Origin of the sequence: Pseudoalteromonas sp. SCSIO 43101 (genome assembly GCF_023650775.1) — a bacterium.
GTDB classification, from domain to species: domain Bacteria; phylum Pseudomonadota; class Gammaproteobacteria; order Enterobacterales; family Alteromonadaceae; genus Pseudoalteromonas; species Pseudoalteromonas apostichopi.
On the sequence record NZ_CP072673.1, the window covers coordinates 103,534 to 117,662 of the forward strand.

The following is a 14,129-nucleotide window of genomic DNA, read 5'->3' on the forward strand; positions in this document are numbered from 1 at the left end:
TTGCTCTGAGCTAATCATGCCACAGAGCTGCCCGGTTATAAAAACGTTTATGGTAAAATTTTCTCGCCTTGCCATAGGCTTTCTAAGGTTTCACGTTGACGAATTAAATGACTTTGCTGACCATCCACCATAATCTCTGCAACACGAGGGCGCGAGTTGTAGTTAGAGCTCATGGTAAAACCATACGCACCAGCGCTGCGCTGCGCTAAAAGGTCACCGGCTTGTAGCGCTAGTTCGCGGTCTTTACCCAAAAAGTCACCGGTTTCACAAACAGGGCCCACAATGTCGTAGTTGTGAGTAGGCGTATCATCTACGCGAGGTTCAACCGGCACAATATTTTGCCAAGCTTGATATAGCGATGGACGTAACATATCGTTCATACCCGCATCAACAATAGCAAAGAACTTATCTTGGTTTTGTTTAATAAACTCAACTTTGGTGACTAAAATGCCTGCGTTTGCAGCAATTGCACGACCAGGCTCAAAAATCAGCTCTAAATCTTGGTAATCTGCTAATCGAGCGGTAATTTTATCAACATATTCACTTGGATGAGGTGGTGTTTCGCCGTTATATGGCACACCCAGTCCGCCACCAATATCGAGGTGTGAAAGTGTTATGCCAGCGGCTTTTAACTCTTCGATAAGTGTTAGCACTTTTTCAAGTGCAGCTAAGAAAGGTTTAATTTCTGTTAGCTGCGAACCAATGTGGCAATCTACACCGGTAATTTTTAAACCAGGCAGAGATGCAGCGTGTTGATATACTGTCACCGCAGTTTGAATATCAATACCAAATTTATTCTCTTTTAAACCTGTTGAGATATAAGGATGCGTTTTAGCATCAATATCTGGGTTTACACGAATCGAAATAGGCGCTACATGGTTAAGAGAAGTAGCCACTTCTGAAATACGCTCAAGCTCAGCCACTGACTCAACGTTAAAACATTTGATCCCCAATTCAAGTGCATACGCAATTTCATCGGCTGTTTTTGCAACGCCAGAAAATACCACTTTACTGGCGTCCCCTCCAGCTTGGATTACACGAGCAAGCTCACCCTTTGAGACGATGTCAAAACCTGAACCAAGCCGCGCTAAAATATTGAGCACTGCAATATTAGAGTTGGCTTTTACGGCATAGCACACCAAACTTTTATGCGATTTTGCTGCATCAGCAAAGGCATGGTAATGGCGCTCAAAGGTTTTACGCGAATAGATATAACACGGTGTACCGTATTGCTCTGCCAGCTCTTTGACAGCGATGTCTTCAGCGAACAGCTGATTATTATTGTAGTTAAAAAAGTCCATCTATTGGTCCTGTTTTTGCTCTGGTTGTTCGGATGGATCAGCCTGCGGCTGAGATTCTTTAGGCTGTGCAGTATCATCTGGTAGATAAAGAGCACCACTTTGTCCGCAACCGGCGAGGGTTAGAAGTAGGGCGCTAAGTGGTAAGATTGTTTTTAATTTTTGGCTATGAGTCTCTTTCATTAGATTAATACGATTGCTGGCTTTATAATCGCAGAGTAACAGAATATTTAAAAAATGCAGCTATTCGCGGATGAATTTATTCCTGTTACACTTGATGTACACAATCTGCCTCCAGATCTAGGCTTAAAGCCAGTTAAAGGACATTAAAATGACTGATCATGAATACCACACACTAGCCGATGCATTAATGCTAACTATTGAAGAGCAAATCGATGAATGTGATGCCGACTTAGATTATGAATCAGCGTCAGGTATTTTAGAAATCATCTTCCCAGATCGCAGTAAAATAGTGATCAACAAGCAAGCACCACTTCATCAAGTTTGGGTTGCGACGAAATTTAATGGTCACCATTTTGAACTACGCGATGATAAGTGGATTGATAACCGCTCGGGTGCTGAGTTTTGGCAATTTATGTGTGATGCAGCAACACGTCAAGCGGGGCAACCTATCGAGTGGCGCTCAGAACTATGAGTTTAGAGTTTGTTGAATATCCAGCACAGAGTGAACATAAAGCAACAGTCATTTGGTTACACGGGTTAGGTGATTCAGGCGATGGTTTTGCGCCAGTGGCACCACAACTAGCACTACCAGCAGAGCTTGGAGTGCGTTTTGTGTTTCCTCATGCTCCTGTGCAACCCGTCACCATTAATGGTGGTATGGCGATGCGCTCTTGGTACGATATTAAATCAATGGATTTAGATAAGCGTGCCGATGAGCAAGGGGTTCGTGAATCCGCTGCAAAAGTGGCTGCGATTATTGATCAAGAAATTGCAAAAGGGATTGCTGCTAACAAAATTATTCTTGCAGGTTTTTCTCAAGGTGGTGTGGTATCGCTACACTTAGCGCCACGACTCGACTATAAATTAGCGGGTGTAATGGCACTATCAACCTATATGTGCGTGCCAGATAAATTAGCCGATGAAATCAAGCAGCAAGGCTTAAACATCTTTATGGCCCATGGTCGATTTGACGATGTGGTACCACATAATGCAGGTAGGCAGGCATTTGATGTGCTTAGCGCTAACAACATGGAAGTAAGCTGGCAAGATTACCCGATGGCGCACCAAGTTTGTGGTGAAGAACTAATCGCTATTCGTGAGTGGTTAATTGCTCGCTTGAGTTAATTTTTGGTTTTAGAGGCCAACATGACAAAGAAACTTGTAATTACAGCAAATATGAATACTGTTGAAGCAGTTAATTCAACTTCTACGGCGGTCACTTATCAATGGCATTGGCGACGTATTTTTATGGTCAGCAGTGTCATCTTAGTTGCACTGGCTATATTAGTGTATAGCTTTATTGGGGCTGTAAATGCTGAGCAATCAGCACAGGATGAGCCGCAATCGGAGCTTGCAAGTGTTGAGTTACAAGCTCCTTTAAATGATGCCAAACAAGAAGAACCAAAAGAAGTGACTGCATCACCAGTGAATGAGCAACCAGCGGTTACTAATAGTAAACAAAGTGCAATTACAGAGGTCGTTATCTCAGACGTAGCTGAACCTGAAGCAAATACAGTAGATACAGAGATCGTGAGTGAGCAGGTTTTTGATGGGCAACAGCTGCCTGAAACATCAGCTGTCACTCCCGATGAAGAACAACTGCAAACTGAAGAGCAAATAGAGGTTGCTGCAGTACCCGATGTTCAGCAGCAGTTTTCACACTCAGCACATATTGCCAGTGTTGCAATCGGCGCTAAAATAGATACAGACAAAGTAAGTCGCGCAGTATTAACAACCGATGTTGTTGATCGAGAACCAGTCAATGTTCTAAAAAACGATGTAAAATTAGCGCAAATTAGTAATAGCTTAAGCTTTTTTAGTGAGCTTAGAAATATGCAGGGGCAAACTGTTCGTCATCAATGGTATTACCAAGGCCAGCAGCTTGCTTCTATTGAATTAGCTGTAAGTAGCCCGCGTTTTCGTACTTATTCAACAAAAAACATTATGCCAGAGCAGCTCGGTGATTGGCGTGTTGAGGTTATTGACGCAGATGGCAACTTGCTGGCCCAAAAAGAGTTTAGAATTTTAGCTGAGTAACATTTAGTATCAGCCTGATAATTAATTGGATTTTTCATGACACAGACAACAAAACTAGTTCGTATCGCTACCCGTAAAAGTGCGCTTGCTTTATGGCAGGCAGAATTTGTTAAAGCTCAATTAGAGCACTTCCATGACGACGTAACGGTAGAGTTGGTTCCTATGTCGACGCAAGGCGATATTATCCTTGATACGCCACTGGCAAAGATTGGTGGTAAGGGTTTATTCGTAAAAGAGCTTGAACAAGCCATGCTTGATGGCCGCGCAGATATTGCGGTGCATTCAATGAAAGATGTACCTGTTGAGTTTCCTGAAGGCTTAGCCTTAAACACAATTTGTGAGCGTGAAGACCCTCGTGATGCATTTGTATCTAACAACTACAAAAGCTTAGATGAGTTACCACAAGGTGCTATTGTTGGTACGTCAAGCTTACGCCGCCAATGCCAAATTCGCGAAGCGCGTCCTGATTTAGATATTCGTGATTTACGCGGTAATGTTAACACCCGTTTAGCAAAACTAGATGATGGTCAATATGATGCAATTATCCTAGCTGCTGCGGGATTAATTCGTTTAGAAATGCCAGAACGCATCACTGCCTTTATTGAGCCTGAAGTATCATTACCTGCAAATGGTCAAGGCGCAGTAGGTATTGAATGTCGTATTGACGATGAGGTTACAAAAGCGCTACTAGCTCCGCTTGAGCATAATGAAACACGGATTCGTGTAAATGCCGAGCGTGCGATGAACCGCCATTTAGAAGGTGGCTGTCAGGTACCAATTGGTGCATTTGCACTAGTTGAGGGTGAGCAAGTGCATTTACGTGGTTTAGTGGGCGCTATTGATGGCAGCCAAATGCTGCGTGATGAAGTGACAGGTCCAGTGGCTGACGCAGAGCAGTTAGGTATTACACTTGCTGAAAAGCTACTTGAGCAAGGTGCCGATAAAATTTTAGCTGAAGTATATAGAGACGCTTAATATGCATATTTTGATAACTCGTCCAGAAGGAAAAGGCACTGAGCTTGCTCTTGAGCTTCAGCAGGCGGGTTATCAAACAACCCAATGTCCAGTCCTTACCTTAGATTACCTCACGGTTAATAGTAGTGAGCTTGCGCCGCTAGAAAATGCCGATAAAGTTATTTTTATCTCGCAAGATGCCGTACATGCCTTGTTAAAACTCACACCAACAATTAACAAAGCAGCCCAACTTTATGCGGTTGGTCAGCAAACTGCTGATGCGGTTTATGAGGCGTTTGGACGTCGAGCTGCTGTGCCAAAAAAACATGATTCAGAAGGTCTGCTCGAGCTAAAAACGCTGCAAGATGTAGAGCTGAGTAACATTGTATTAGTGAAAGGTGTAGGCGGGCGCACGACGATAGCGAAAACCTTAAAACAACGTGGTGCTTTATTGAATCAGTTGGTTGTTTACAAGCGTAGCGCAATTGAGAGCGAGCCTGGTAAGTGGATGGACCACTGGCAAACAGTTGATGTAGAAGGTATAGTCATTACTAGTAATGCAGCGGTGGATGCCATTTTTAATGGCTTAAATGAGCCTCAGCTTACATGGTTGAAAGAGCGACAATTTTTCGTTGCTAGTGAGCGTATCGCTGACTATTTAAAGCAACAAAAGGTCGCAAGAACACAGATACATATTGCTGCAGGGGCGAGCGATAGCGCTATGTTCACCTGCATTAATCAGCAAGGTAGCAAAATGAGTGAAGCAGAATCAAAACAACCCGCAAAGCCAGTGACTGCACAGCCAGATAAAAAAGCGCAAACGGTAAATACTGGGACGAAAGCGCCTGTGCAAGCAAAAAAAGGTATCAGCAAATCAGGTAGCTTAGCGTTACTTATTTCACTTTTAGTGGCTTCTACTGTTGGCTATGAGTTTTATCACAAATTAAATAGTGATCAGCAATCAGCTGTTGCATTTACTGAGCTGACAGATGAAAACCAACGCTTACAACAGCAGATTGATGCATTAAAAAGTGCGCAGCAAACATTACAACATTCGCTTTATAACAGTGAACAAAAAGTCTCTGAGGCGCTAAATGAAAGTGCTGAGCAAACTCAGCAGCAATTACAAGCGGCTTTAAAGCGCGCTGAGCAGCAAACTTTCACGCTTAATCCGCAAGAGGTTACAAGCCTGCAACGTATGGCCGAGTTTAAATTGTGGGCAGAGCACGATTACCAAGGAGCTGCCGCTGTGCTATCTCGCTTAGATAGCTTGCTAGCAGAACACCCGGGTACAGGAGCTATTCGCCAAGCAATTCACCAAGACTTGCAAACCTTGAATGCCATAGAGCCTGTTGCTGTTGAAGCAATTTATTTAAAACTGCATGGCATTAATCAAAAAGTTGATGAACTAGTATTTAATGCTATTTCACTACCTGAAGAAGTCGTCAAAGAAGATCCAAATCAATTGAGCGAAAATGTCAGTGAATGGCGTCAGAACCTTGCGAAATCATGGCAGCAGTTTAAAGACTTCTTTGTAGAAGTACGCACACGTGAAGATATGGTTATCGCACCATTTTTAAGTGAGCAAGAGCGCCACTTAGTTAAACAGCGCTTAAGCTTATACTTAGCTCAAGCGCAAGATGCTGTATTAAGTAAACAAAGCAGTGTGTATTTTAGCGCTGTTGATGCTGCACATAGCTTGGTAAAAGATTACTTTAAGCAAGATGATGCGCAAACAAAAGCGGCATTAAAAAGCCTCGCTGAGCTTTCAAAAGAGCAACTTGATTTCAGCCCAAAAGTGTCACTGCAAAGTACTGAGCAGGTGAAGGAGTGGGCACAATGATCCGCTTTTTATTAATCATTATTGCGATAGCCGTCTGTTTGGGAATTGCCCCCTTTTTTATTGATCAAAAGGGTTATGTATTAATTGCCTTTAATAAAACAACCATTGAAGGCACTATTTGGGGCGTTACAGCACTCTTACTGTTAGCACTTACTGCAATATATGTGCTTTATAAACTAGTTCGTTATTTATGGTCTTTGTATAGCCACACACGCCATCGCTTTTTTGCTCGTAGTGAAGAACGTAAACAAGCGGCTATTGAGCAAGGTGTATGGAGCTTAATAAATAACGATTATTCAGAGCTGGAGCTAGCCCTTGATAATAACAGTGTTGCAGACCAGTGGACCGATATACGTTATGCGCTTCTTGCTAAAGCGGCATTAGCGAGTAATGAGAACGAAAAGGCGATTAGCTACCTTGATAACATAAGTCAAAATAATCAACTAAAAGTGGCTAAGTTATGGATTGCCAGCGGTGAAACCAGCACTATTTTTGCTGATCTAAAAGCCTCAGCTGAACGCAAAAAAGCTACTCGTTTAGAGCTCAAAATGTATGCCCATGTTTTAGTGCAAGAGCAAAAATGGGCTGCACTTAATGACTTCATGCCTCGCTTATTACGCAAAAAAGCACTTTCAGAGCAGGAATGGCAGCAACTGTTTGATCGCTACTTTGCAGCGCAGTCAAGCGAGGATTTAACTGCGCGCTATGAGCAATTAGCGAAAAACCTTAAACCACACGCTGAAGTAAGTTATTTGGCAGCGATGGCAAAGGCAGGCGAATTAAATAAAATAGAGTTAAGCTTAATTAAAATGGTTAAAAAACCGCTACAGCATAAAGATTTAGCACGTATTTTACGTACCAGTGGCCCTGGCGATGCACTCAAGCTGCAAGCAAGTTTGCAAGATGTATTGAAAAAAGACACCGAGAATACAGATTTACTTCTAGCCCTAGCATGTTTAGCGAATGCTCATGGTGAGTACGATTTAGCTGCGCGGGTGTTTGATAAAGCACTTAATGCTGATAATCGTAATGCCTATTTGCAGCAAGCTGTACTCAGTTATAGTAAAAGTGCCCAGCCAGAAAAAGCATTGGTACTCTATCAATAATTTTACTCCAGCCAGCAAAGGAGCGATGGCTTGAAGAACTTATTTACACTGACCATAAGTATCGCACTTGCTTACTTTCTTACAGGGTATTTAAGTAATTCTTTGCTGGCGATTGATGGTTATGCGGTTGCTGCATGGCCGCCTTCAGGTATTGCTCTTGCCAGTATCTTGCTATTTCGAAATCGTGCCCTACCAGGAGTTTTGCTAGGGGCGTTCTTTGTAAACCTCATTCACCTTGATAAAGCCACTGATATTTTCCATTGGCAAATGATGCTGCAGGCTATCGGTGTAACAACAGCATCAACATTCCAAGCTTGGCTTGCCTATTACATTATTATTCATGTAGTTAAACGCCCGATTGAATTATCGTCATTAAAGCAAAGTATGCTTGGTTTAATGATTGGCGGCCCTTTGTGTAGCTTGATTGCGGCATCAATTGGCACAGCTTTACTGGTCATAAATAATGTTATTCCGAGTTATGCGGCACTTAATAATTTTATTGCATGGTGGATTGGTGACAGTATTGGGGTGCTGATTTTCACGCCATTAGTTTTAGCTGCATTTAGTTACCATCACACTCGCCAGCGGCTACAAATAATTGTGCCGTCGCTATTAATCTATATGGTTATTTGTGTCAGTTTTTATGGCGCAGCCAGTGTAAAAAAAGATAAAGACTTACAGCGCCAGCAAGCCAAAGTCAGTGCGATTCATACTAATCTTGAGCACCAAGTTGATGAAATTAAGTCACACTTAGCTTTATTAGCGACCTTTTTTGCTAGTAGCGATGCAGTTGATTTTGATGAATTTAAGCGCTTTACAGCACGTCAATTGCAATACAGTGAAGAGATACTTGCCTTTGAATGGGCGCCAAAGGTTATTCACTCGCAACTAACTAATTATCAAAATCTACTGCGTGATGAACTAGGCACCCACTATTACGTGAAAGAAAAAAATGCTGCAGGGCAATGGCAGCCGGTGAGTAAGCGAGCGGTGTATTTTCCGGTGCAATATGTTCACCCTTTAGAGGGCAACCAACCCGCTCAAGGTTTTGATTTGGCCTCAAACGAATTACGTAAACAAGCGCTTACAGACTCTCGGTTAATTAAAAATGTCACTGTGAGTGAACCAATCACCCTTATGCAAGGAGATGGCAGCGAAAAGGGCGTTTTGTTCTTTAACCCTGCTTATTCAGACATTAACCATCAAGTAGGTTTTAGAGGTTATGTTGTTGCTGTGGTCAATCTGGAAGTGTTGGCGCAAACACTTAACTTTAATCAAAACACCGAGATTGATGCCAGTTTTTTTGATGTTACCGATGGTACTAACCCTGTTGAAATTTACAGCCCTCATCGTGTTGGCACTACAGCAATCGCAAGCTTTAATTTTATTATTGGTGAGCGTGTTTGGCAGGTGAAACTATGGGAATCAGTAGCCCAGTCATCTTGGCTGTCTTATTGGCTTGCGCAAATAGTCGGAATGCTGTTTGTGTGGTTATTGATTACCTTTTTGATATCGGTAACAGGCACTAATATTCAAATTCGTCAGCAAGTAGCAAAGCAAACCCAAAGCCTTCGCGAAGAAAAACAAAAAGCCGATAAAGCTAGCCAAATTAAAAGTGAGTTCTTAGCTAATATGAGTCACGAAATACGCACGCCTATTAATGGTATTAAGGGGCTGCATTACTTAGCAATGCAAGAGCAAGATTGGCAACAAGCGCGTAGTTATATCGATCAAGCAGACGGTGCATTGAATGTTCTATTACGGGTGATAAATGATGTTTTAGATTTTTCTAAAATTGAAGCAGGGCGTCTGGAGTTACATCAAGAGCCTATTGATGTGAATGCGCTTGTGAGTGAATTAACGAACTTACTGCAGTTTGAACTTAACTCTCGCTCTTTAGAATTTAGAGTTGAGTTTGATGCTTCTGAACACCTACTGATCCATACCGATCCAATCCGTTTAAAACAAATATTATTGAATCTGCTAAATAATGCGGTGAAGTTCACTCAAGAGGGAACGATTACAGTGCGGATTTGGCAGCAGGGTGAATTTACTTACTTTAGTGTTATTGATACAGGTATTGGCATCAGTAAAGAGGCCCAGCAGCGCCTGTTTAAACCATTCTCACAAGCTGATAGCTCAACCTCTCGTCGCTTCGGTGGTACAGGTTTAGGCTTGAGTATTTGCCAAAAACTCATTGTTATGATGGGAGGCGAGATAAGCCTCAGTAGTACTGAGGGACAAGGCTCAACATTTACAATTTCGCTGCCATTTGAGTCTCCTCTTGAAGAGGTGGTTCATAGTGATGATGAGTTAGCTGATATAGATGTGACTACTGTTTCATTTGCCGATGATGCAATTCTATTGGTTGAAGATAACCCATTGAATCAACATGTGGCGAGTTCTATTTTAAAAACCAAAGGCTGCCAACCTGATATTGCTAAAGATGGCCGCGAGGCTATTAAGATGATCAGTGAAAAAAGCTATGACCTTGTGCTCATGGATATTCAAATGCCGAATATGGATGGCTTAGAAGCAACCAAAGTTATTCGCAATGAGTTGCTGATCACTGATTTACCGATCATTGGCTTATCGGCAAATGCCCAAGATGATGACCAAAAGAAAGGCTTAGCCAGTGGTATGAATGGTTATTTAACGAAGCCAATTGATGCTGATAAACTTTTTAAAACTTTGTGGCATTTCTTGCATAATGATAGCGGTCATTAAAGCAGACATTTGACCTCAAAAAAGTAAATAAAATCATCTAAACTTGAAATATCGTCGTGGGTACGTATGATCCGCGCAAATTTACTGAACCTGAGTGCTAATTATGATCAATAATAAACTTCCATTGCTTGATATTCACCGTCATCTAGATGGTAATGTTCGCCCACAAACGATCTTAGAACTTGGTCGTCAGTTCAACCTAGAATTACCAGCTGATAACATTGAAGCGCTTATTCCACACGTACAGGTTATCGACCCTGAACCTAATCTAATGGCATTTTTGCAAAAGTTAGATTGGGGTGTAAAAGTATTGGGTGATTACGATGCATGTCGTCGTATTGCTATCGAGAACGTTGAAGATGCTATTGCCCAAAAACTCGATTACGTAGAGCTTCGTTTTAGTCCATATTATATGGCGCAAAGCCAAGGTCTACACCCGCAAGGTGTTGTCGAAGCGGTAGTTGATGGTGTTAAAAGTGCGTGTCAAAACGCACCAATTAAAGCCAACCTAATTGGCATTATGTCGCGTACTTATGGTACTAAAATTTGTCAGCAAGAGCTTGATGCTCTGCTTGCTTTTAAAAATGATTTAGTGGCTGTTGATTTAGCTGGCGATGAAATTGGTTTTCCTGGTGAGTTATTTGTTGATCACTTTAAGCAAGTTCATGATGCATACTTAGCTGCCACTATTCACGCTGGTGAAGCGCGAGGTAGCGAAAGCATTTGGCAGGCAATTAACGAGCTTGGTGCAACGCGTATTGGTCATGGTGTAAAAGCGATTGAAGATGCTGCGCTAATGGATTACTTACGTGATAAGCGCATTGGTATTGAGTCTTGCTTAACCAGTAACATTCAAACCAGTACTGTTGCTGAGCTTGCAAAGCACCCGTTAAAAACCTTCTTAGACCATGGTATTTTGGCATCAATTAATACTGATGATCCGGCAGTTGAAGGTATTGAAATAGCGTATGAGTATCAAGTAGCAGCACCTGCGGCAGGTTTAAGCCAAGCCGATATGGAAAAAGCACAAGCTAATGCGCTTGAAATTGCTTATTTAAGCGATGCAGATAAAGCTGCTTTAAAACAGTTAGCTGCTAATCGTTAAGCAGCTAACTTACACTTGGTGCTCTTGGCATGAGACATAGTTTTCATACAATGCCTTGAGCACATCTCCTCGGCTGATCATGCCAACAACCTTACCATCCTCAATAACCGGGTAATTTTTTGGCTTACCAGTTTGCATACCATCTGCCAGCTCAATGATGTTTTGATCGCTACTCACCGTGACAACATCGGTGCGCATTAGTTGTTTTACCTTTACCACGCCATCGCAGAAATAACTGTTTTGCATAAGCGGTTGTAGCAGCTCTTGTTCAGAAATAAAGCCAACTAGGCTTTTGTTGTCATCGAATACTGGTGCGCCTAGTAATTTAAACTTTTGCAGCTCGCTAATCGCGGTGGTCATTTCAGTTTCAGGCGTAATGTGTGGCAACTTACGTTGCATAAAGTCTTGTACTTTTGTATTTAGCATTTGGGTCTCTCCCCATCATTATTCTAAACAAAGTATGGTCAAGGAAATGCAGTTTGTGAAATCGTTTAGATGGATTAAGGCGATAGGTAAAACAAATAAAAAAGGCATCCAATTGGATGCCTTAACAATAACCTGTATGAGTTAGTTATTTAATGAATGCAAATGCATCGGCGAACATGTTCTCACGTAGCGCACCATGATTGATAAAATCATCGCGAACCACGCCAATCATGTCGAAGCGGCCTGCCATGTAAATATCGTATGGTTCTAAAGACACGATATCTTCCATAACGGCTTTGTGGACGTAACCGGTTTTGCCTGTCCAGCTTTGCGGTGCATTTTCAACCACAGGAATATATTGGAAATGTGGGTTGCTGTTTGCCCATGCTTGCATTTCATCATGTGCATAAAGTGCAGCTTGCTCACGTACACCCCAGTAAAATAATACAGGACGCTCACAGCCAATTTCAGCAAGGTGATCAGCCATTGATTTGGCATAAGAAAAACCAGTACCGCCAGCAAGTAGAATAATTGGGCGCTCACCCTCAACTCGCAACTGTGATATACCTAAGCCCACTTCAACATTAACTTGCTGTTGCTCTGTATGTGCTTGACGTAAATGATCAAGCGCTTGCATTGCATACGAATCAGCACCCGCGGCACCAATGTGTAGTTCAATTTGGTCAGTTTGCGACGGGCGGCTTGCAATAGAAAAGGCACGCTTATCTTTTTCGCCTAATACTAGTTGCATATATTGGCCTGCCTCGAATGACACAGGTTGCTGTGGTTTCAAAATGACCTTATGTACGTGGTCTGTAAGCGGGCTGATCGCAACCACGTCAGCGAGTAATGTTTGCATAGTTTACCTTTATAAGCACAGAAGCAAATTCGGTTATGAATCGCACTCATAACCGTTAAATTTTGAGCAGTTTAACATAGACACAGCCTAGAGAATATCTAAGCTGTCCCATAATTCATCAACACGTTCTTTGATTTTTGGGTCCATGACAATGGGTTCACCCCATTCGCGGTCTGTTTCACCAGGCCATTTATTAGTCGCATCCATGCCCATCTTTGAGCCAAGGCCAGATACTGGCGATGCAAAATCTAAATAATCAATTGGTGTGTTTTCGATCATTGTCGTATCACGAGCAGGGTCCATACGTGTGGTGATTGCCCATATCACGTCGTTCCAGTCGCGTGCATTTACATCATCATCGCAAACGATCACGAACTTGGTATACATAAATTGACGCAAGAAAGACCACACACCCATCATTACGCGCTTGGCATGACCTGGGTATTGTTTCTTCATCGTGACCACAGCCATGCGATAAGAGCAGCCTTCAGGCGGTAGATAAAAATCTACAATTTCAGGGAACTGCTTTTGCAGAATTGGCACGAACACTTCGTTCAATGCAACCCCGAGTACTGCTGGCTCATCTGGTGGGCGGCCAGTGTAAGTGCTGTGATAAATTGGATTTTCACGATGTGTAATGTGAGTGACCGTCATCACCGGAAACTCGTCTACTTCGTTGTAGTAACCTGTGTGATCGCCATAAGGGCCCTCAGGGGCTGTTTCACCCGGCATAATATAACCTTCAAGCACGAACTCTGCGGTAGCTGGCACTTGTAGGTCATTTGAAATCGATTTAACAACTTCAGTTTTACTACCGCGTAGTAAACCAGCAAACGCATATTCACTTAGGGTATCAGGGACGGGTGTTACAGCGCCTAAGATTGTCGCAGGATCGGCACCTAATGCCACAGACACAGGGTAGGGTTCACCAGGGTGCTCTTTACACCATTCACGAAAATCTAATGCGCCACCGCGATGCGATAACCAACGCATAATAATTTTGTTTTTACCCAGTAGCTGCTGACGGTAAATACCTAAATTTTGACGCTTTTTATAAGGCCCTTTGGTAACCGTTAAGCCCCATGTAATCAATGGGGCTGCATCACCCGGCCAGCAATGTTGGATAGGCAGCTTGGTTAAGTCGACATTATCACCTTCAAGTATGACTTGCTGACAAGGCGCTTTTTTTACTTCTTTTGCAGGCATATTCAATACTTGTTTGAATACTGGGATTTGCCCTAATGCCTCTTTAATGCCTTTAGGTGGCTCAGGCTCTTTTAGAAAAGCTAATAACTTACCGACTTCGCGCAGTTCACTAACATCATCTTGTCCCATACCCATGGCAACGCGTTTGGGTGTACCAAAAAGGTTGGCAAGAACGGGAATAGTGTGGCCTTTAGGGTTTTCGAATAACAGAGCTGGGCCTTCGGCACGTAACGTGCGGTCGGCAATTTCGGTCATTTCAAGGTAAGGATCAATTTCTTGTTTGATCCGTTTTAGTTCACCTTTTTGTTCTAATAACTCGATAAATTCGCGAAGATCTTTGTATTTCATTATAGCCGCTTAAACGCTGAATAAACTGTCGCTATTA

General features: G+C 42.5%; 13 protein-coding genes. 8 read left to right on the forward strand and 5 right to left on the reverse strand.

The window, feature by feature from the left end:
• Positions 1–47: 47 nt before the first annotated feature.
• Positions 48–1,301 (reverse strand): diaminopimelate decarboxylase, encoded by a 1,254-nt coding sequence (gene lysA / locus J8Z25_RS00550; RefSeq protein WP_130050046.1) that lies wholly within the window; start codon positions 1,299–1,301, stop codon positions 48–50.
• Positions 1,302–1,481 carry an LPS translocon maturation chaperone LptM gene (gene lptM, locus J8Z25_RS00555; protein WP_130050045.1) on the reverse strand — a complete coding sequence of 60 codons (180 nt, stop codon included), beginning with the start codon at positions 1,479–1,481 and terminating at the stop codon, positions 1,302–1,304. It lies immediately after the preceding gene.
• A 148-nt stretch (positions 1,482–1,629) separates the two neighbouring features.
• Here lptM and cyaY point away from each other — a divergent pair, with 148 nt between their 5' ends.
• The 8 genes from cyaY (at position 1,630) to add (ending at position 11,253) form a co-directional block, all read left to right on the forward strand.
• On the forward strand, positions 1,630–1,953 hold the full coding sequence (cyaY, locus tag J8Z25_RS00560; RefSeq protein WP_036974421.1) for an iron donor protein CyaY: 324 nt from the start codon (positions 1,630–1,632) through the stop codon (positions 1,951–1,953).
• Positions 1,950–2,606, forward strand: a complete 657-nt coding sequence (locus J8Z25_RS00565; RefSeq protein ID WP_130050044.1) for an alpha/beta hydrolase — start codon at positions 1,950–1,952, stop codon at positions 2,604–2,606. Before cyaY ends, J8Z25_RS00565 begins: the two co-directional genes overlap by 4 nt.
• A 21-nt stretch (positions 2,607–2,627) precedes the next feature.
• Positions 2,628–3,518 (forward strand): DUF2914 domain-containing protein, encoded by an 891-nt coding sequence (locus J8Z25_RS00570; RefSeq protein WP_250661510.1) that lies wholly within the window; start codon positions 2,628–2,630, stop codon positions 3,516–3,518.
• A gap of 36 nt (positions 3,519–3,554) precedes the next feature.
• Complete coding sequence (hemC, locus tag J8Z25_RS00575; protein ID WP_130050042.1) at positions 3,555–4,493, forward strand: hydroxymethylbilane synthase; 939 nt, start codon at positions 3,555–3,557, stop codon at positions 4,491–4,493.
• A 1-nt stretch (position 4,494) separates the two neighbouring features.
• A complete protein-coding gene (locus tag J8Z25_RS00580) occupies positions 4,495–6,315 on the forward strand; it encodes a uroporphyrinogen-III synthase (protein ID WP_130050041.1) in 1,821 nt (606 codons plus the stop codon).
• The gene (locus J8Z25_RS00585) at positions 6,312–7,421 is read left to right on the forward strand and encodes a heme biosynthesis HemY N-terminal domain-containing protein (protein ID WP_250661511.1); all 1,110 of its coding nucleotides are present in this window, start codon (positions 6,312–6,314) and stop codon (positions 7,419–7,421) included. The genes J8Z25_RS00580 and J8Z25_RS00585 overlap by 4 nt, the downstream gene beginning before the upstream one ends.
• A 30-nt stretch (positions 7,422–7,451) precedes the next feature.
• Entirely contained in the window at positions 7,452–10,148 is a 2,697-nt protein-coding gene (locus J8Z25_RS00590; RefSeq protein WP_250661512.1) for an ATP-binding protein, read from the forward strand.
• 103 nt (positions 10,149–10,251) lie between these two features.
• A complete protein-coding gene (add, locus tag J8Z25_RS00595) occupies positions 10,252–11,253 on the forward strand; it encodes an adenosine deaminase (protein WP_250661513.1) in 1,002 nt (333 codons plus the stop codon).
• Between the two features lie 9 nt (positions 11,254–11,262).
• On the opposite strand, the gene J8Z25_RS00600 is transcribed toward add, so the two are convergent.
• The 3 genes from J8Z25_RS00600 to ubiD form a co-directional block, all read right to left on the reverse strand.
• A complete protein-coding gene (locus J8Z25_RS00600) occupies positions 11,263–11,679 on the reverse strand; it encodes a CBS domain-containing protein (RefSeq protein WP_054563674.1) in 417 nt (138 codons plus the stop codon).
• A 145-nt stretch (positions 11,680–11,824) separates the two neighbouring features.
• Entirely contained in the window at positions 11,825–12,538 is a 714-nt protein-coding gene (fre, locus tag J8Z25_RS00605) for an NAD(P)H-flavin reductase (protein ID WP_250661514.1), read from the reverse strand.
• An 87-nt stretch (positions 12,539–12,625) separates the two neighbouring features.
• A complete protein-coding gene (gene ubiD, locus J8Z25_RS00610; RefSeq protein WP_130050036.1) occupies positions 12,626–14,092 on the reverse strand; it encodes a 4-hydroxy-3-polyprenylbenzoate decarboxylase in 1,467 nt (488 codons plus the stop codon).
• Positions 14,093–14,129: the final 37 nt, after the last annotated feature.